Here is an 18,307-nt window from a genome sequence, read left to right on the forward strand (position 1 = left end):
TTGGCCGCATATATCCCTCAATCCGTGCCGAGCCTTAATTACTTCGCTTCGTAGTAACCGCGGTTGTAATCAATGTCGCCTTTGTAGTCGATAAAGATGCCTTTGAAACCAGGCTTGATCATATAAACGGTGCTGTAGTAGTAGATCGGCATAATCGCGCGAGTACCGATTACAAGCGACTCAGCTTTGGACATTGCTTCCATGCGTTTAGCTTGGTCGTCCGTGCTGTAAGCTTCTTTGATCAGATCGTCGTACTCTTTGTTAGCAAAGCCAGTGTTGTTGTTACCGGATTTCGACGAGAACAGGTCGATGAACGTCATTGGATCATCGTAGTCAGCGCCCCAGCCGCCGCGTGCCACATCGTAGTTCAGGTGGTTACGGTTGTCGAGGAAGACGCCCCACTCTTGCTTGCTAACTTCGGTTTTGATGCCGAGGTTTTTGCTCCACATTTCGGCAATTGCTTCCGCAACCGCTTGATGCAGCTCGTTCGTGTTGTAAGTTACTTTAACCGTTGGCATTGCAGTCAGGCCTTCTTCTTTCAGACCTTCGGCAAGCAGTTTTTTCGCTTCCTCAACGTCTTCTTTGAAGTAGTTGTCCGGATGCTCCGTACGGAAGTCTTCTTTTTCGCCTTTGATACCTGGAGGAACGATACCGTAAGCAGGCTTTTGCTCGCCTTTTGTTACGTTGTCAACGATATCTTGACGGCTGATCGCCATCGAGAGCGCTTGACGGATTTTTTCGTTATCGTATGGCTTTTGCGTTGTATTGAACAGGTAGTAATAGATCGATGCGCTGCCTTGGATTTTGAACTCATCCGGATTGTTTTGCTTCAGCGTCGGGAATTGTTCGTTAGGGATCAAGCCAGTAGGCATGCCCGCATAATCCAGTTCGCCTGTTTGATACATGCTCAGCTCTGTATTCGAGTCGTTAACTTCAGAGAAGACAACCTTGGAGAGCTTGATGTCGTCTTTCGCGTAGTAGTTGTCGTTCTTAGCGATCGTAATGGAGTTGTTCTTTTTCCAATCGCTCATTTTGAACGGACCGTTGGAAACCAGAGTCGAAACGTCTGTAGCCCATTGCTCGTTCTCTTTAGCCGATTTGTGAACCGGGTAGAAGACCGTGAAGGACATCAGACCAAGGAAATAAGGAGTTGGCGAGTTCAGCTCAACTTGCAGCGTGTGGTCGTCAACGGCTTTAACGCCAACATCGTCGGCTGTTACGCCGTCAGCTGCCGTGTTGTAAGCTTCCGCATTCTTGATGTAGTACAGCTGGTAAGCATAAGCGGATGCTGCCGGTTTCAGGTTAGGATCAAGAGCACGCTTCCAAGCGTATTCGAAGTCACCCGCAGTTACCGGATCCCCGTTGCTCCATTTCGCATCGTCGCGAATGGTGAACGTGTAAGTTTTGCCGTCGTCGGAGATTTTCCACTCTTTAGCGACAGCTGGTTCAACTTCGCCCTTCTCGTTCTTACGAGTCAGTCCTTCAAACAAACCGTTTACTACAGTTGCAGACACTTGGTCCTGTACCTGAGCCGGGTCAAGGGACGGCGGTTCAGTGGCAAGGTTCATGCGGAATACAGAGCCTTCGCTGCTTCCGGACTCTTGCTTAGGTGTACAGCCGACGGCTACAAGAGCCAGTGCAAGCAGTACGGAAATCATGGTAAAGCCATACTTCTTCTTCGACATTTTACTTCCTCCCCTGGATGTTCTCCTCTTGCTTTCTATTGTAATAATTTGACATTACATAAATTAAACATTGCGAGAATTAATACGAATCATTGAATAATTATCAATGAACATATGTTCAGCCACCCTGTTTTACAAATGTTCAGGCCAAATTAGTACAAAAGTAATGTTAATTAATATACCATTAACAAATATACATAATTTATTATCATTTGTCACGCCCCAGAAATTACATTTCTATATCTGTCGAAATTTGACGAGATCTGTAGTTTCGTGGAACCCGCTTATATAGCATGCTGCAATCGGTTTAACTTATTCATAACATCAAGGCTAAGCGGCCACCGCGCGCGGAAAATGCTCCTCATTCAAATCATAGAGACCTGTGAAACAACGAACAATTCCTTTGCTTCTATACTTGCATAGCGAAATTACTATATCTCCAACGCGAATAACCCATATGATTTCAGCAAAAAAAGAAAGAGGCCGTTCCCAAGCGGTCAATTGGACCTTGGGAACAGCCTCTTATGCTGCAAAGATAGCTTTTAGTACTTCATGTTCGGGTAAAGCGGGAATTGAGCAGTCAGGTCGCGAACCATGCCTTTGGCTTTAGCCAGGACCGCTTCGTCCTTCGGACTCTTCAGCGTCATAGCGATAATCTCGCCAATTGTTTTCATGGCCTTCTCGTCCATGCCGCGGGAAGTAGCAGCCGGCGTACCGAGACGGATACCGCTTGTTACAAACGGGCTTGTTGGATCGAATGGAATCGCGTTTTTATTCGCCGTAATTCCGATGGAGTCGAGTACATGCTCGGCGTCGCGGCCCGTAATGTTCAGGCTCCGAGTGTCAATCAGCATCAAGTGGTTGTCCGTGCCGCCGGAAACGATGTTGATGCCTTCCGCGATCAGCGTCTCGGACAATACTTTCGCGTTGCTTACCACTTTTTGCGCGTATTCCTTGAACGATGGTTGAAGGGCTTCGCCGAATGCAACGGCTTTTGCTGCGATAATGTGCATCAGAGGGCCGCCTTGCGAACCAGGGAATACCGCTTTATCGATTGCCGCTGCCCAAGGCTGACGGCAAAGAATCATGCCGCCGCGAGGACCGCGGAGCGTTTTGTGAGTTGTTGTCGTAACGAAATGCGCATGAGGCACCGGGTTCGGATGCAGACCGGCTGCAACAAGACCCGCGATATGAGCCATATCCACCATGAACAACGCGCCTACGTCTTGAGCGATTTGGCCAAGCTTCTCGAAATCGATTGTACGCGGGTATGCGCTCGCGCCGGCAACGATCAGACGAGGACGGTGTTTGAAGGCCGCTTTGCGAACTTCTTCATAGTTGATCGTAAATGTATCTTCTTCTACGCCGTAAGCAACGAAGTTGTACAAAAGACCGGATGCGTTAACCGGGCTGCCGTGCGTCAAATGACCGCCGTGAGCCAGGTTCATGCCAAGAACCGTGTCGCCTGGTTTGAGAACGGCAAGGTATACCGCCATGTTCGCTTGAGCGCCGGAGTGAGGCTGAACGTTCGCGTGCTCGGCGCCAAAGATTTCTTTCGCGCGCTCGCGTGCGATGTCTTCCACAATGTCCACATGCTCGCAGCCGCCGTAGAAGCGTTTGCCGGGGTAGCCTTCTGCATATTTATTCGTCAGGACCGAACCCATAGCTTCCAGAACCGCTTCGCTTACGATGTTCTCGGATGCGATCAGCTCGATGTTGTCGCGTTGGCGCTGCAGCTCAAGGCCCATTGCCTTCAATACTTCAGGATCTTGGTTACGTAAGTTTTCCATTGTGAAAAGCCTCCTAAATATAATTATTCGCAAGTTCCTGACGTCTGCTCTGACGCCAGGCCGCTGTCTTCCAAGGTGTATACCGCTCGCGCTCCGCCGATCAGCTTAGGCCGCGAAAAAGCCATCGTGACATGGGCTGCGCCAATCGACCGGATGGACGGTCTGACCGGAACGGCAACCCGGCGCAGGTGCATGCCGATAAAGGTATCGCCGATATCGATTCCCGCATGCGCCTGAATCGTTTCAACCAAGCAGGCATTCGGCAAATGCCGGAAAGCATAAGCGGCCATGGATCCTCCCGCTTTCGGAACGGGAACGGCCGCAACCTCATCCAGCCCATACTTGTCCGCCGCCTCGCGAGGGAGGACAAGCGCCCGGTTCAAATGCTCGCAGCACTGGTAAACCGGATAAAAGCCTACATCCTTACGGACCGCTTCAATGCCCGCATAAATCTGCGCGGCCGTCTCGACCGTTCCCGAAGTGCCGATCCGGTGGCCAAGCACCTCGCTTGTGCTGGTGCCGATGACAAGCAGCTGTCCGGCTCTAAGTCCCCCTGCCGCGACAAGCTCCCGCACAATCGTCTCCACATCGGCCGCAATAGTAATGGTTTCCTTTTGATTGTTCATGCCGAGATACCTCCTCAAAGATAAGAATGATCACATCTAGCGCTTCAGGATTAATTACACCGATAGCCTGTTAATTAAGCGGTTAATGATAATTCTCGCCTCGAAAGCATGGACCTAAGGATGAACCGTAAACTGCTGCTCGATTTCCTTCACTTTCCGGACACGCCCTACATGTCGCTCGCCACCCGAGAACGGCGTCTCCATCCAGATGCGGACAATTTCCTGCGCAAGACCAGGGCCGATAATACGCTCGCCCATCGCAAGCACGTTCGTATCGTTATGCTCGCGGGTTGCTTGTGCCGAAAACATGTCATGCACCAGCGCGCAGCGGATACCGGGAACTTTGTTCGCCGCGATTGACATGCCGATACCCGTGCCGCAAATCAGAATGCCGCGGTCAGCTTGGCCGCTGGCCACTCTGTCCGCCACAGGCAGCGCGTAATCGGGATAATCCACCGACTGGCTGCAGTCGCAGCCCAAGTCTTCAATTTCATGACCAAGCGATAAAAGAAACGGAACAATTTCATCTTTCAGACGGTAACCCGCATGATCTGCACCAATTGCAATTTTCAACGCAAAACCCTCCTGCTAGTTGTCGAATCATACGGACTTATTATACCTAAAATCCTCAAAAAGACGAAAAAAGAGCATGACATGCTATGACTAGCATGCTGCTCTTTGCCCAGGCGACCGGCCGTATGTTCCGATGCTCCACCGTGGTTACCCACTTCCGTCGCCAGTTACATCGGAAACCGTCTTTGTTACCTTCATGATAGCTTATTCAACCATGAAAATCAATCAAATATACGCATAAATCGAGCCTTATTCCGGCATGGAATTTCATCCCTTTTGAAGCATTTGAAGGAGGGCCTTCAGGCTCTCTTCGATTTCTTTGGCGCAGCTCTCGTACATGCCGAGCGTCCCGCCGAACGGATCGGCGATATCGAAGCTGGGGATCCTGCGCTCCAGCTCCAGCAGACGGGAACGCTCCGCGGCCGACAGCTGCTGACCCAGCGCCTGCTTCATATGCATCTCCGTATACAGGCGTTCGAGTTCTTCGATGTCTGCCTGAACGGACGTGTCCTGGTTGACGTATTCCTTGAGCGTATACGCTTTATCCACCGCTTCAGGGAAATAGTTAAGCAAGCCGCGTTTATGTCCGGCTGTCATCGTTAGAATGAGATCCGCCCAAGCAACGGCTTCGCCGCTTAACGCGCGCGACGAGCCGCGGTGCTCGACCGATTTGCCCCGCAGCGTCGTAGCCGCATGCGACGAGATCGGCAGACCGTCAATGGTAGATACGCCGGCGGAGCGGACCTCGACCGAAATCCCCTTTTGCTCCGCCATCGCCCTCAGCATGGCTTCCGCCATCGGCGAACGGCAGGTATTGCCGGTACAAACAAACAAGATGCGCGTCATGCTGCATTCCCCTTTCTGGTATAGCTGATTTCATTGTTGATTTCTAGAATATAAATAAAAGACCGAAAACGAGCAGGATCGCCCCGCCAAGCGCCTCCCCGTAGCCGCCCAGATTCTCGCTGACCCGGCGTCCAAGCAGCAGCCCCAGCACGGACATCAAGCCGCCGAAAAAACCAAACAATAAAACCGTCAGCAAAATATCGGCCTCGAACATGCCCAAAGTTACGCCAACGGAGAAGGAGTCGATGCTGACGCTGAACGCAAACAAGAACGTTCCGACCGAGGAACGGTAGTCCATCGTTTGGACCGATTCCCCTTTGAGCGAGCTGTAAATCATGTGTCCGCCAAGCAAAAGCAGCAGCACGCCCGCAGCCACCGTCGCCACATGGCCAAGCAGTCCGCTGACGAAATGTCCGGCATAGATGCCGCCAAGCGGCATTAGCACATGGAATAATGCGATGATGCTGCTTAACCGGAGCACATCCCGCAGGCGAATCCCCTTCAGCCCGATTCCGATTCCTAACGAAAAAGCATCCATGCCAAGCGCAACCGCCATAATGAGCAGTGTCGCGAATTGTCCGGCATGCAAAGTTGCATCAGTCACGCTATCGCCCCCATGTCCACATCCATTCCTAACCAAGATATGCGGACAAGGGGACAAACATACTATTCTATACGCGGACGATTTGATGTCCGGCCGCCTTCGCCAGACGGTTCATAAGAGCAAGACCGATTCCTTCTTCCGAGCAGCCTTCCGCCCATATGCGCTGCACGCCTTCCGAGTCAAACCGGCGAAGCGCGGCATACAGATTATGCGCCGCCTGCTCCGGATGCAGCTCGCTGCCGTAACTGAGAATCAGGTCGGCATCATAAGCGTTTGCTCTTTCGTCGAAAGTCAGAACACCTGTCTTTAGAGACGTTGTTTTTGAACGGCCTAGCTGTTCCTGAATATATCTTACCGCATTCGAAGGCTCGCCCAGTACGATCCGAAGATCGCCCGCAGGCGCGTAATGCGTGTATTTCATGCCGGGCGAGCGCGGGGCTTCGGATACATCCGCTTTGTCCGCCGAAGGCGCATCGATTACCGCTTCCGGCGCTGCGGCCCGCAGCCGCTCGGCCGTAATCCCCCCGGGACGGAGAATACGGATTGTATTCGAATCGGGCAGCTCCACAACGGTTGATTCCAGTCCGACGCCCGTTGCGCCCCCGTCTACGATTCCGCTGATTTTCCCGTCCAGATCCTCCAGCACATGCGCTGCAAGCGTGGGGCTGGGCCGGCCGGAGCGGTTCGCGCTGGGAGCTGCCACCGGACAGCCGGATTGCCGAATGAGGGCAAGCGCGGCCGGATGATCCGGCATTCGGATGCCGACGGTGGCCAGCCCCGCCGTAACAAGCGGAGAAACAGCCTCGGGGCGTACCGGGAGCACAATCGTTAGCGGACCCGGCCACAGCTCGCTCATCAGACGGCGGGCAAGCTCCGGATAAGGCAGCACAAGCTCCTCCAGCTGATTCTCATCCGCGATATGCACGATAAGAGGATTATCCGACGGCCTGCCTTTTGCCTTGAATATGCCTTCGACCGCCTTTGTGTTGCGGGCATCGGCGCCTAGTCCGTATACCGTTTCGGTCGGAAAAGCAATCAGCTCTCCGTCCCGCAGCAGCGCAGCCGCTTCCTCCAGTTGGCCGGCCAGCGCATCGGCGGAAGCCGCCTCCGCAACCCGCCAAACCTTCGTTGTTATCATCTCTATCCTTCAATCCCTGCTATACAAAGTAATCATTCATCATCTAACTGCCCCCATTATAGCATATACCTTCCGAATTGCAGAGCGGCGGCCCTTCACCGGGCGACTATGCGCCTTTGAAGAACCGCCGCGCGGAACTTGCATTAGAACAGGCTTTTCAGCCAATTGATGAATTGCTCAATGATTTCCAGCAGGAAAAACTTTGCTTGCGGCGCTTCGCCTTGCTTGTTCTCGTCTTGCGGCTTTTGAACGGAGGCTTCGGATTTGCCTTCCTTGCCGTCAGAGGCTTTTTCAACCTTTTCGTTTTCTTTATGATCAGCGGAAGCGGCTTTTACCGTCTCCGCCTTTGCAGCGTCGGCGTCCGGATCGGCTGCAACGGCTTCGCCTGTTGCGGCGTCAATGAAGCACAGCGGCGGAAACAGCACGCACCACCAGTTTTGGCCTTTGCCTTCGCCAAGCGTAATCAGGAGAGCTTCATAGTTGCCTGCAGGATACACTTCGTTGCTGTACATTTTGGTCGGGAACGGCACCTGTCCAAGCTCTGCATGGTAATTATAATCGAACCCGCGGCTTGCCAGCACGTCGGCGACGATACCTTCGATTTCGTCCATATGATCAAGCACCGTTTGGCGCGCTTCTTCAATGGTTTGCGGACCCGCCACCCAATTGTCCATCGCTTTCACCACGGCATCGCGGACAACGCGCTTTACGGCCTGGTCGGCAGGGGAGTCCGAATTGGCCAGGATGCGCAGACGAATGGAATCCTGCGGAATAATCGTATCGACCACAGCCGCATCCGTACGCTGCTGCTCCCAGCTCATCACAAGAACAAACAAAACGATAATCAACAAAGCATAAGATTTACGGAAATAAAAAAGGGAATTAGTGCGGTTCATCATAACACAAGCTCCTCTCGATCGCACCCGTCGGTGCGTCAGCTTGCGTTCCGGAACGTATCTATCCGTCATTATGTCCGCGTTCCCGGCTCTATAAACCTAGCAGAGGAAATGAAAATGATAGAGTTGTTTTCATAAACACAGTGGCCTGTGCATGAGGAGGGAAATGTAACGTGGAGGAGCAAAGGTAAGGGGCAGCTGTAACACGGTTTTTCCGTGTCGCAGCGAGGGATATCCGGGTAAATAAAAACACGCTGCCGGCATCGGATGATGCACCTGCAGCGTGTTTGAAGAATTACTTTGTTGTGCGGACGGCGATGACATGGCGCTCGATGCCGCCGTAGTCGGTAATGATCCGGATGTCGTCCCACTCGCCGACATCCCGCAGCAGCGCGGCAACGTCATGGGCTTGACCCATGCCAAGCTCAAAGGCGACAATACGCGGCAGCTGCGCAAGCGACGGCAGCTGCTCCACCATGCGGCGGTACGGATCCAGCCCGTCCGCCCCGCCGTCCAGCGCGAGGCGCGGCTCGTAATCGCGCACCTCGGGCTGGAGGCCCGCCAGATCATCCGCCGGAATATACGGCGGATTGGACACAAGCACATCGATGCGGATGTCCTCCGCATCGGGTGCCCCTGCGGCGCCGCGCTTCGCAAACGGTGCCAGCAGGTCGCCCTGCACGAACGCCATGCGGCCCGCCGCCTCATGGCGGACCGCGTTCGCGCGGGCGACCTCAAGCGCGTCCGGCGACAGATCGGACGCGCTTACGCGCCATCCGGGACGCTGCGAAGCAAGCGTCACGCCGATGGCGCCGGTGCCGGTGCCGACGTCAACCACCGTCGGCGCCTCAGCCCCGTCCGGCGGCCACAGCCTATCGGCCGCCTCAAGCACGGCCTCGACGAGCAGCTCCGTCTCCGGCCGCGGAATAAGCGTGGCCGGCGTAACCGTAAACGGCCGGCCGTAGAACCATTCCTCGCCGATGATATACTGCACCGGCTCGCCCGCCGCCTTGCGGCGGATCAGCTCGACCCATTCCGCGGCGTGTTCCGCCGGAAAGGGCTCGCCGAGGTCGCGCAGCATCGCTGACCGCTCGATGCCAAGCACATGCATCAGCAGCCGCTCTACGTTGGAGCGCGGCTCCATAACGCCAAGCCCCGCCAAAAACGAAGAAGCCTGCATGCAGGCTTCCCTAATGGTAAACGACGGTGCAAAAAACACCTCTTCGTCTTTATGAACGTTCATCTCTCTAGCTTCCCTTCCTTGGGAGTCTTTGGACTCGAAGGTCTTAGTTAAGCTCTCTCTCCAGCAATTCCGCCTGCTCGGCAATCGTCAGCGACGATACGATCTCTTCCATGTCGCCGTTCATAACCGAATCCAGCTTGTGCAGCGTCAGGCCGATACGATGGTCCGTAACGCGGCTTTGCGGGAAGTTATACGTGCGGATACGCTCGCTTCGGTCGCCCGTGCCAACCTTCAGCTTGCGCTCGCCAGCGTACTTCGCTTCTTCCTCCTGGCGGCGGATATCGTAGATGCGGGCACGCAATACTTGCAGCGCCTTCGCTTTGTTCTCGTTCTGCGATTTGCCGTCTTGGCAGGTCGCCATAATGCCGGTCGGCACGTGAAGCACGCGAACCGCCGACTTCGTCGTATTAACGGACTGACCGCCTGCGCCGCTGGAGCAGAACGTATCGATCCGGATATCCTTATCGAGAATTTCCACCTCGACCTCTTCGACCTCCGGCATAACCGATACCGTCGAAGTCGACGTATGAATACGGCCGCCCGATTCCGTTACCGGAATACGCTGAACGCGGTGAGCGCCGCTTTCGTATTTCATTTTGCTGTAGGCACCCTTACCGTTGATCATGAAGATAACCTCTTTAAAGCCGCCGAGATCGTTCTCGGAGAGGTCCATGAGCTCTACGCGCCAGCCCTGAGCATCCGCGTATTTCGTGTACATGCGGTACAGATCGGAAGCGAACAATGCCGCTTCGTCCCCGCCTGCCGCGCCGCGGATCTCGACGATAACGTTCTTGTCGTCGTTAGGGTCCTTCGGCAGAAGAACGATACGGATCTTCTCGTCCAAAGCCGCCTTGCGCTCGGACAGCTCTTCGATCTCCATCTTAACCATCTCGCGCATTTCGTCATCGAGCTTCTCGCCTTGCATAATCTTGGCGTCATTCAGCTGCTCCGACACTTGCTTATATTCTGTGAAGGCTTCATAAGCCTCTTGTAAATCCGATTGCTCCTTGGAATATTCCCGCAGGCGCTTCGGATCACTGGCTACATCCGGATCGCACAACAGTTCACTTAACTTCTCGTAACGGTCTGCGAGCGCTTGTAAACGGTCCAACACAATGATTCACCTCTATGATTTCCCTTTATTGTATCACCCATTATAGCACAACGGGCCCGCGTTTTCGACTGGTGTATTTGCCTAACTCGCCCGAAAGGGGCTCCGCGTCTTCCCTAAGGAAAACGGAGCCCCTTCACTATGCTTATTTCTTGTTTTTTCTAGCCGCCAGCACAACGGCAGCCAAACCAAGCACAACCGCTATAATCGACAGCGTGAGCGGAAGCGCGGAATCCGAGTCCTTCGAATCGCTGGCGTCTGCCGCGGCGCCGGCATCATGGCCGTGTCCGTCGCCTTCCGCGACAGCCGCCGTTACCGTTGTTACGGAAGCCGGTTTATCCGAGCCGTCCGCCCCTACCCACTCGACAACCTTGTTGTCGCTGTAGGTCTGGTATGCCTTCCACACAAGCCGGGTTGCGTCCTCGTTTACTTTGCCGCTCATGCGGAATTCCGTAAATTCCGTTTCGCTCAGGCCGCCGCCTTCCGCAGCCGTCCAGGTAATGCCCGTTACAACGCCGTTGGCATCCTTTTCAAGCTCGCTGGTCCAGCCCGGCTTGGGCTCTACGCGGGAAATCACCGCGCCGTCAGCCACTTTAACCTGAACCTTAACGGTGTTGACGCCTTTCTCTTCGCTAGGCACGCGTACCGCGAATACCTGATACGAATTAGCCGGCACGGATGGCGGCTGAACCGTCACGTGGGCGCTTGCCACGCCCGCGAACATCATAAGGCATACGGCCATCGTGCCCGCTATTGCCCATTTTTTGATCTGCTTCTTCATCTCACACATCTCCCTTTCGGATCATCATAAGCCTGTCGCGCGCTTCTCTGACATGAGTATATAACCCGCGCGTGATGCTTGACATGACTCGAAAGGGCTACCCGGATATGACTATTATGTGTCGGTCCGTACTAATAATTCCGGAACTTTGTTTCCCGCACGAGCTCATTATCGTCTTGATCCATCACGCGGATCTCGGCGGTCCATTTGGAGGCGTAAGGCAAGAACGGACCGGTTGCTTCATAGGACGCGCTGAGATAGCCCAGGAAAGCATCGTTAGGCTGGCTGTCGTCCTTGACCAGCGGAATGTCGATAGGGGCGTCTTTCTTGCTGTCCGAATGCAGGCGCAGAATAACGGATTTAGGCGCCCCCGAAGCCTCCGGCAGCCAGACGTGAAGGGAAATCGTATTGTCGCCGCCGGGTACGTTAGGCGATACGTTAAACGTAACGTGCATGTCCTCGCCCATCTGGTGGAAGTTATACGGCTCGTTTGGCGGCAGCGGGCTCATATAAGTAAACACGGCTGCAATCGCCACGATGCAAGCCATCATAACGGCATCCGCCTTCAGCAGGCTTCCGGCCGGGAAGCCGCTTTTTTTCATCCGCAGACGCAGCAAAGTACCCGTCACAAGCACCGCGGCCACAAGAACGACTTTTACCGTGAGCAGTCCGCCCCATGTAGTCAGCCACAAATACGACAGCTTCGGCAAGAACAGCAGCGTCATCGTAACCCCGCTGATGACGAGCACGACAAGGGCAATCAGAGCGCCTCGCGAGAAGCTTGCGCCAAAGCGTCCTGCTTCCTTCCGGTCCGCATACCAGACGTACAAAAGCACGGCCAGACCGCCAGCCCAGACCGCGGAGGCAATCAAGTGGATAAAATCAAAGGCAATCGTCAGCACCTTCTGGTCGTTGGCCGCCGCATGGCCAATCAAGCTTTCCACGCCAAGCAGCAGAACGACCCACAACAGACTGACGAACTTCTCTTTGAACCGCTGGGCTACGAAACCAAGCAGAACCAGCGCAATCAGCTCGAGCCATGCCCGTCCGGTAGTCGTATTCGTAAACAGCGAGCCCCAGGAGGAGATCGGCTGGCCTTTCATCAAATCGTTGACCTGCAGGAAAATATGAACCAGTACCGTAAGCAAAAGCGCCCGCATCCCGATCACGGACAATCGCTTGAAGGCCGACTGCAGCGAATCGCTTGGCTTACGGATAAAGACCGACCATAAAGCGATGCCCGTCGCCAGCAAGAGCGCGGCATAATATAGCACCCGCACGGCGTACAGCACGTTTTGCTGCATCCCTTTCGAGCTGTTTGCCTGAACCGCAAACGTCTCTCCGTCCTTCCAGTCGGGCGGATTGCCAACAACAAACGCGTAAGTGCCGCTGACCGGATGGCCATCCTCGGAAATGATATGGTAAGAGACCGAATAAACGCCGTCTCCAAGCTTGGGAAGAGCGGCCTTCAGGGTTGTTCCGCCGTTCTCCAGAACAAGGTCCCCGGTCTTTATCGGGCTGGACTTCGAATCGACGACTTCCAGGGAACCCGCCCCTGGCTCGACCGCCTCGTTAAACGATAGCTCTACAAAAGGCGGCGACTCGGCAAGCTTCACGTTCGCGGCAGGAACCGTCTTCTCCAGCGTCGCATGCGCGAAAGCCTGCGGCGCAAGCGTCAATGCCAATACAACAAGCAGCATGAGGGCTGCCAGAATTCGTTTCGGTAACGTATGTAGATTTGCTGTCATCACACCATACTCCTATTCTTTAGCTTCCTTCCCATTGTACGACCGCAAGTCCCTTTCCGCATGACTCGATAGAGCTACGGCATGGGCAAAAGGCATTCCCCGCAGAAACAGAACAAAACGGTATTGCCCTCCCAATGAGAACAATACCGCTTTTTCCCGCTGCTATTAAACGTTGAAACGGAAGTGCATCACGTCGCCGTCCTGTACCACGTATTCTTTGCCTTCAAGGCGCAGCTGGCCTCTTTCTTTCGCCGCGTTCATCGTACCGGCGGCAGCCAGGTCCTCGAACGACACCACCTCGGCGCGAATGAAGCCGCGCTCGAAGTCGGTATGGATAACGCCGGCCGCTTGCGGGGCCTTCATGCCTTTGCGGATTGTCCAGGCACGAACCTCCTGCACGCCGGCCGTAAAGTACGTATACAGGCCAAGCAGCTTGTACGCCGCGTTGATCAGACGGTTAAGACCGGATTCCTGCAGGCCCAGCTCTTCGAGGAACATCGCTTTGTCCTCGCCTTCCAGCTCAGCGATCTCTTCTTCCACCTTCGCGCTGATTGGCACCACTTGCGCTCCCTCGGCAGCTGCGAATTCACGCACCGCTTGCACGAACTTGTTATTATCCGTATCCGCAACTTCCGACTCGGCTACGTTTGCCGCATACAGCACCGGCTTCATCGTGAGCAGGTGAAGATCGCGGATAATCAGCTTCTCGTCGTCGGACAGCTCTACGCTGCGCGCAGGCTGGTCGTTGTATAGAGCTTCCTTGACGCGTTCCAGCACTTCAACCTCCTGGGCGATTTTTTTGTCGCCGCCTTTGAGGTTTTTGCGGGAACGCTCGATTTTTTTCTCGACGGACTCGATGTCCGCCAGAATCAGCTCAAGGTTGATGGTCTGGATATCGCCAAGCGGATCCACCTTGCCGTTTACGTGCGTGATGTTCTCGTCCTCGAAGCAGCGCACGACGTGAACGATCGCGTCTACCTCGCGGATATGGGCAAGGAACTTGTTGCCAAGGCCTTCGCCTTTGCTTGCGCCTGCCACAAGGCCGGCAATATCAACGAATTCGAACGCGGTGGGAACCGTCTTGTTCGGCTGCACGAGCTCCGTCAGTTTGTCCAGACGGTAGTCCGGCACCTCTACCACGCCAACGTTCGGGTCGATCGTACAGAACGGATAGTTCGCGGATTCCGCGCCTGCTTGCGTAATTGCATTAAATAAAGTGGACTTGCCGACGTTCGGCAGACCCACGACACCTGCTTTCAAAGCCATGAAATAAGACACCCCATTTTCCGAAGTAACAATCTCACGTCATTATACCCGATGCCCGCTTACAATAAAAGCCCTAGTACAAGGTAGACAGTTCTTCCAAAAATGGGGCGTTGCCGCCTTTATTCCGCTTTGGTCGCGTCCGCTTCTTCCGGCACACCGCAATCACGTACATCGGATCGCGGCTCTTGAACCTCGCAAGCGGCAGCGTCATCAGGATCATGCTCGTCTGCACGAATCACTTCACCGTCCGGCACATAGATTCATGCCATCAGCATATGTAGAAGGAGCCGGCTGCAAAGGCTGTTCGCCTCATGCATGGCTGCGTTATTTTTTATAGAAGGATAAACCGAATAAATAACCGGCAAGGACATTAAAAATCGCTTCGTTCTTGTCATCCAGCACAATCCGGCTAAACGTACCGTACGCGCCTTCCGCCCCGGTGTACAGATTGCCGTAATTGACGGCCGCCACATAGTTCAAGACCACGATGACGATCGACAGCATTAACGTGAACTGCGTTTCCTTCACGCGAAACCCGAACTCGCCTTTGCCGATTAGATGTAGACTTGCTCCAAAGCCAAAGGTAATGGCGAACAAAACAAACAGGAACTTGGCCGTTACATCCGGATCTCCGTTGCGGATTAGAAATTCGTTGCTTGCGTAAACGACAAGCATGGTGAACAAGAGAAACAAAACGAACACCAGATACTTGTATATTGCTGACTTCTTAACCATTTTTCTGCACCCCTTATGTTGTCTAACGCGATTGCATGCCAAACCCTCCCCGCGCCCATACTAACAAAGGACCAGGAGGTGAAAACGACACAATGGAAAATCAAAGCCACAAAGGCAATTATAAAGGCACAACGGCCATGAAGGCAAAGAACCAAGATATGGCATTTGTCAACGATACGATCGAGGATGCGAAGTCCGTTACGAACTTCTCCTCCAAGAACAAAAAAACGGACTAATCGAAACATAAAGCCCCCGCTTGGAGGCTGCCGCGGCAGCGAACCAAACGGGGGCTTCTTATTGGCCTTGCTTTAATTGCGCAGCGGCGCCTTCTGAAGCTCCGCCCTTGTCTGCAGGAAGCGGAAGAAGGCTGCCGAGGCTTCGGCTCTCGACACCTGCTTCGCCGGCTGGAAGTTGCCGCCCGACAGCGTCATGATTTTGAGACCGACAACAATCGCCGCCTGGCCCTTCTTCTCCGTCTTGTCCGCATCCTTGAAGCTGACGTTGAACAGATTATCGTAATTGGCGAGGGAGTTGTACCCAAGCGCGCGGACAATCAGCTCCGCCATCTCTTCGCGGTCCACCTTGCCGTCCGGATTAAACGAGCCGTCGCCGATGTCGATCAGATTTTGCTGCAGCGCGCTTTCGACGTATGCGTAATATTGGTTTTTCGTGCCGACATCGGCAAACGATGCGGACGCCGAAGAATCGGCGGAACCCTCGTACAATACCGGCGGGCGACCGCTGTTCATGGCCAGTACAAGCATTTTGATCAGCTCGCCGCGGGTCACGATTTCGTTCGGACGGACCTTGCCGTCCTTCACGTCAAGCGCTTTGTAAGCCACCATCAACTCCAGCTGGCGCTGTGCCCAGTGCCCGTCAATATCGGTAGCCTTCGGCTTCTCCAGCTGGGTAACGTCTCCGGTCTCGCGGTTTTTCCAATTGCCCGATTCTGCATCCAGGAAGATGGATTCATCCAGCTGGCGGGGAACTAACCGGTAGATCAGCTGGGCATCGGTGTTGGATTCCACATCCGTTGGCTTGATCTCGCCCGAGGCCAGCATCAATTTATATTTCTCCACCGGAATCGGCTGGCCCTGATACACATAATTTTGCGTCAAATAATAAGTCAGCTCCGTCCGGTAGTAGGTCATCCACTTCTCGATGGCTTGCGCCGGCGTAATGACTTTAGGCGCCGTTTCCGGGTATTTATACGGGTTGATGCCCGCATCGTAGCTGCGCACCGCGCCCGTATTCGAGTCAATGGATACGTTCACGTTATCGTAATCGGCCGTTGCGCCGTTAATCTTGTGAACGAAGCTGAAATAATACGTATCGATATACGGCACTTTATCCGGATCGTACTGCGACTTATCGCGCTTTACGATATACAGCTCATCGGCCGCCCAAGGGAGCTGTTTTCTCACCGCTTCAATGGCTTTGGCTTCCGCCTGGTCATAGGACAGGGCAGGCTTCGCGCCGACATTCTGGTTGTTCGGATAGGAATAGAAGCTGCTGATAAATCCTGTCCGGCTGTTTATTAATGCCGAAGCGGAACCAATGGTGTCCTTCCCGTTCTTCAGTTCCCATTCGAGTCTCCAGCTTGCAACCGTCGCACCGGTGGCATCATCCGCGTTCTCGTAATAGCTGGCGCCGCCGTACACCGCGTTTGAAGGAATAGGGAAGGCGGCCAGCACGGCTTGCTTCGCCTGCTCTTCGGTCAGATTCACCGCTCCGGGAGCCTCGCCCAGCGGTTTATCCGCTACCGGCGTTCCCGATACCTGACCGGGACCGATGTATCCGCTCTGAACCTCTTTGCCGGTCACCGCATCAATCGCAAAAGCCCCCATATCGTAGCTCAGCATCGGCTTGCTTGACCCCTGCGGATTATAAGGAATAATGTAGCGCAGCTCCGGCTTCGCCTGTTCCATGAGTTTTTTCTTTGCTTCATCGGCCGTAAGCTTGGCATCGACTTTCGGAAACTGGATTGTATCATCCCATTGCAGATTGTAACGCAAAACATGCCCATCGCTGTCGACATCCAGTTCAATATAGTTATCCACGTATGGGATATCATTGACAACACGGTCAAATCTCAGCGAATGGCGCACTTCTCCGGTCAGAGGAGGCAGCTGCTGCGCCCCGTATTCCGGATTGAATTTCACTTGATCCTTGTAGGTTGGCGCTACCTCCGACAAGAAGGAATAAGCAATTTTCTGCGCGGCCTCCCGTTCGACCTTGAGCGGGTAAGTAGGCTTGGCGCTTGGATTGTCTAGGTAGGTGCCGTAATCAAGAAGCTGACCGGTATCCGCATTCAGCCTTACATGGATGCTGCCCTTGTTTTTGCCGTTGACCTTGTACACGAAATCGAGACTCCATACGCTGCGTTTGCCGCCAGCCAGCGTATCGGACGAAAGCGAAGCCCCCTGCAGCGCGTATTCCTTCGGGATGCTTACCGTCTGCCGGGCGAGCGATTCCGCTTTTTCCTTCGTTACCTTCACATTAACGGGAGCAACCGCGCTTCCGTCCGATCCGGCAGCATCTCCCGATGCCGATACGGCCGAAGCTGCCGGTTTGTCAGCGCTTTCGGCAAAAGCCGCGGCTGGAAGACTGCTCGTCAGCATAACCGCCGTTGCCAGCGCAACCAGCTTCTTGCGATGATTCATCACCATAACGAACCTCCTATGCTTTTCCATTCTTGTTAATCAGCTAAATAGACGCGGCAGCTTCGCCGGAAGTTGCGTCCCAACCCAATATTTTCATGTTATCCATTCCACGAAAAAACAAGCGGAGCTTATCGCTCCGCTTGTCCAGTAGACTCTATGCGCATGAATGCCGCTATCCGTTATTTCAACTCTCCAGCCGGACAGACTTCTGCTCCCTGCCTCCTAGCGGCAGCCAAGCGCGGCCAGATTGTTATAGCCGGTTTGCAGGCATTCGAACTGCTCCACAAGCAGGTACTTGGCGTTCGTCTGCTCAAGCGTCTTCAGAATGGCCGGCTACTTCAGCGGCATCACGACGCTTTGCGGGATTTTGCTGCCGCCAAATCGATTGCACCAATCCTTGCGTATTTAAACGAACGGATCGCCGAGAACGTTACGCTGGGCGAGCTGTCCGCCAAGTTTTTTATCAGCAAACACCATTTGTTACCGCGCATACAAAAAGTTGGTCGCGCGCCTTCCTGAAGAGGCGCCTTGCCGCATTGAGAAGACGAAAAAAAGCCAGAAACCTGCGTTATGCGCAGATCCCTGGCTTTTCATGCTATTTA

Annotated in this window: 18 protein-coding genes and 1 riboswitch; of the genes, 2 read left to right on the forward strand and 16 right to left on the reverse strand. The window is 54.3% G+C overall.

What is annotated here, in order from left to right:
• Positions 1 to 38: 38 nt before the first annotated feature.
• The 15 genes from FHT67_RS22350 to FHT67_RS22420 all read right to left on the reverse strand — a co-directional run bounded on the left by FHT67_RS22350 (position 39) and on the right by FHT67_RS22420 (position 15,042).
• Positions 39 to 1,685 carry a peptide ABC transporter substrate-binding protein gene (locus FHT67_RS22350; protein ID WP_132308748.1) on the reverse strand — a complete coding sequence of 549 codons (1,647 nt, stop codon included), beginning with the start codon at positions 1,683 to 1,685 and terminating at the stop codon, positions 39 to 41.
• A 542-nt stretch (positions 1,686 to 2,227) separates the two neighbouring features.
• Positions 2,228 to 3,475 carry a serine hydroxymethyltransferase gene (locus tag FHT67_RS22355; RefSeq protein ID WP_132308746.1) on the reverse strand — a complete coding sequence of 416 codons (1,248 nt, stop codon included), beginning with the start codon at positions 3,473 to 3,475 and terminating at the stop codon, positions 2,228 to 2,230.
• Positions 3,476 to 3,498: 23 nt separating this feature from the next.
• Positions 3,499 to 4,101, reverse strand: coding sequence for a TIGR01440 family protein (locus tag FHT67_RS22360; protein WP_132308744.1), 603 nt, complete (start codon positions 4,099 to 4,101; stop codon positions 3,499 to 3,501).
• A 114-nt stretch (positions 4,102 to 4,215) separates the two neighbouring features.
• Positions 4,216 to 4,674, reverse strand: coding sequence for a ribose 5-phosphate isomerase B (rpiB, locus tag FHT67_RS22365; protein WP_167201381.1), 459 nt, complete (start codon positions 4,672 to 4,674; stop codon positions 4,216 to 4,218).
• Positions 4,675 to 4,774: 100 nt separating this feature from the next.
• Positions 4,775 to 4,855, reverse strand: a riboswitch (ZMP/ZTP riboswitch).
• Positions 4,856 to 4,941: 86 nt separating this feature from the next.
• Positions 4,942 to 5,520 (reverse strand): low molecular weight protein arginine phosphatase, encoded by a 579-nt coding sequence (locus FHT67_RS22370; RefSeq protein WP_167201382.1) that lies wholly within the window; start codon positions 5,518 to 5,520, stop codon positions 4,942 to 4,944.
• Positions 5,521 to 5,563: 43 nt separating this feature from the next.
• Complete coding sequence (locus FHT67_RS22375) at positions 5,564 to 6,076, reverse strand: manganese efflux pump (protein ID WP_208403496.1); 513 nt, start codon at positions 6,074 to 6,076, stop codon at positions 5,564 to 5,566.
• Between the two features lie 115 nt (positions 6,077 to 6,191).
• Complete coding sequence (locus FHT67_RS22380; RefSeq protein WP_167201383.1) at positions 6,192 to 7,262, reverse strand: L-threonylcarbamoyladenylate synthase; 1,071 nt, start codon at positions 7,260 to 7,262, stop codon at positions 6,192 to 6,194.
• A gap of 143 nt (positions 7,263 to 7,405) precedes the next feature.
• The gene (gene spoIIR / locus FHT67_RS22385; RefSeq protein ID WP_208403498.1) at positions 7,406 to 8,158 is read right to left on the reverse strand and encodes a stage II sporulation protein R; all 753 of its coding nucleotides are present in this window, start codon (positions 8,156 to 8,158) and stop codon (positions 7,406 to 7,408) included.
• 295 nt (positions 8,159 to 8,453) lie between these two features.
• Positions 8,454 to 9,401: a peptide chain release factor N(5)-glutamine methyltransferase gene (gene prmC / locus FHT67_RS22390; protein WP_167201586.1), complete on the reverse strand. Its 948-nt coding sequence runs from the start codon at positions 9,399 to 9,401 to the stop codon at positions 8,454 to 8,456.
• Between the two features lie 43 nt (positions 9,402 to 9,444).
• On the reverse strand, positions 9,445 to 10,515 hold the full coding sequence (gene prfA / locus FHT67_RS22395) for a peptide chain release factor 1 (RefSeq protein WP_132308736.1): 1,071 nt from the start codon (positions 10,513 to 10,515) through the stop codon (positions 9,445 to 9,447).
• 142 nt (positions 10,516 to 10,657) lie between these two features.
• The gene (locus tag FHT67_RS22400; RefSeq protein WP_167201384.1) at positions 10,658 to 11,293 is read right to left on the reverse strand and encodes a YcnI family copper-binding membrane protein; all 636 of its coding nucleotides are present in this window, start codon (positions 11,291 to 11,293) and stop codon (positions 10,658 to 10,660) included.
• A gap of 131 nt (positions 11,294 to 11,424) precedes the next feature.
• Positions 11,425 to 13,041 carry a copper resistance CopC/CopD family protein gene (locus tag FHT67_RS22405; protein WP_167201385.1) on the reverse strand — a complete coding sequence of 539 codons (1,617 nt, stop codon included), beginning with the start codon at positions 13,039 to 13,041 and terminating at the stop codon, positions 11,425 to 11,427.
• 165 nt (positions 13,042 to 13,206) lie between these two features.
• Complete coding sequence (gene ychF, locus FHT67_RS22410) at positions 13,207 to 14,307, reverse strand: redox-regulated ATPase YchF (RefSeq protein ID WP_132308730.1); 1,101 nt, start codon at positions 14,305 to 14,307, stop codon at positions 13,207 to 13,209.
• A 73-nt stretch (positions 14,308 to 14,380) separates the two neighbouring features.
• A complete protein-coding gene (locus FHT67_RS22415; RefSeq protein ID WP_165930706.1) occupies positions 14,381 to 14,539 on the reverse strand; it encodes a hypothetical protein in 159 nt (52 codons plus the stop codon).
• A 92-nt stretch (positions 14,540 to 14,631) separates the two neighbouring features.
• Complete coding sequence (locus tag FHT67_RS22420; RefSeq protein ID WP_132308728.1) at positions 14,632 to 15,042, reverse strand: hypothetical protein; 411 nt, start codon at positions 15,040 to 15,042, stop codon at positions 14,632 to 14,634.
• A 92-nt stretch (positions 15,043 to 15,134) separates the two neighbouring features.
• Between FHT67_RS22420 and FHT67_RS22425 the strand changes: the two genes are divergently transcribed.
• Positions 15,135 to 15,278, forward strand: a complete 144-nt coding sequence (locus tag FHT67_RS22425) for a hypothetical protein (protein WP_015847389.1) — start codon at positions 15,135 to 15,137, stop codon at positions 15,276 to 15,278.
• Between the two features lie 72 nt (positions 15,279 to 15,350).
• On the opposite strand, the gene FHT67_RS22430 is transcribed toward FHT67_RS22425, so the two are convergent.
• On the reverse strand, positions 15,351 to 17,711 hold the full coding sequence (locus tag FHT67_RS22430; RefSeq protein ID WP_167201386.1) for an S-layer homology domain-containing protein: 2,361 nt from the start codon (positions 17,709 to 17,711) through the stop codon (positions 15,351 to 15,353).
• Between the two features lie 150 nt (positions 17,712 to 17,861).
• Here FHT67_RS22430 and FHT67_RS22435 point away from each other — a divergent pair, with 150 nt between their 5' ends.
• Entirely contained in the window at positions 17,862 to 18,224 is a 363-nt protein-coding gene (locus FHT67_RS22435) for a hypothetical protein (protein ID WP_208403451.1), read from the forward strand.
• The last annotated feature ends 83 nt before the right edge of the window (positions 18,225 to 18,307 follow it).

It is taken from the genome of Paenibacillus sp. BK720, from assembly GCF_011761545.1.
Lineage (GTDB): Bacteria > Bacillota > Bacilli > Paenibacillales > Paenibacillaceae > Pristimantibacillus.

What these genes read in the sequence shown, in the direction of transcription:
- FHT67_RS22350 (WP_132308748.1), bottom strand. Translation starts at nt 1,685, where the DNA reads ATGTCGAAGAAGAAGTATGGCTTTACCATGATTTCCGTACTGCTTGCA.
- FHT67_RS22355 (WP_132308746.1), bottom strand. Translation starts at nt 3,475, where the DNA reads ATGGAAAACTTACGTAACCAAGATCCTGAAGTATTGAAGGCAATGGGC.
- FHT67_RS22360 (WP_132308744.1), bottom strand. Translation starts at nt 4,101, where the DNA reads ATGAACAATCAAAAGGAAACCATTACTATTGCGGCCGATGTGGAGACG.
- FHT67_RS22370 (WP_167201382.1), bottom strand. Translation starts at nt 5,520, where the DNA reads ATGACGCGCATCTTGTTTGTTTGTACCGGCAATACCTGCCGTTCGCCG.
- FHT67_RS22375 (WP_208403496.1), bottom strand. Translation starts at nt 6,076, where the DNA reads ATGGCGGTTGCGCTTGGCATGGATGCTTTTTCGTTAGGAATCGGAATC.
- FHT67_RS22380 (WP_167201383.1), bottom strand. Translation starts at nt 7,262, where the DNA reads ATGATAACAACGAAGGTTTGGCGGGTTGCGGAGGCGGCTTCCGCCGAT.
- spoIIR (WP_208403498.1), bottom strand. Translation starts at nt 8,158, where the DNA reads ATGAACCGCACTAATTCCCTTTTTTATTTCCGTAAATCTTATGCTTTG.
- prmC (WP_167201586.1), bottom strand. Translation starts at nt 9,401, where the DNA reads ATGAACGTTCATAAAGACGAAGAGGTGTTTTTTGCACCGTCGTTTACC.
- FHT67_RS22400 (WP_167201384.1), bottom strand. Translation starts at nt 11,293, where the DNA reads ATGAAGAAGCAGATCAAAAAATGGGCAATAGCGGGCACGATGGCCGTA.
- FHT67_RS22405 (WP_167201385.1), bottom strand. Translation starts at nt 13,041, where the DNA reads ATGACAGCAAATCTACATACGTTACCGAAACGAATTCTGGCAGCCCTC.
- ychF (WP_132308730.1), bottom strand. Translation starts at nt 14,307, where the DNA reads ATGGCTTTGAAAGCAGGTGTCGTGGGTCTGCCGAACGTCGGCAAGTCC.
- FHT67_RS22420 (WP_132308728.1), bottom strand. Translation starts at nt 15,042, where the DNA reads ATGGTTAAGAAGTCAGCAATATACAAGTATCTGGTGTTCGTTTTGTTT.
- FHT67_RS22425 (WP_015847389.1), top strand. Translation starts at nt 15,135, where the DNA reads ATGGAAAATCAAAGCCACAAAGGCAATTATAAAGGCACAACGGCCATG.
- FHT67_RS22430 (WP_167201386.1), bottom strand. Translation starts at nt 17,711, where the DNA reads ATGGTGATGAATCATCGCAAGAAGCTGGTTGCGCTGGCAACGGCGGTT.
- FHT67_RS22435 (WP_208403451.1), top strand. Translation starts at nt 17,862, where the DNA reads ATGCGCATGAATGCCGCTATCCGTTATTTCAACTCTCCAGCCGGACAG.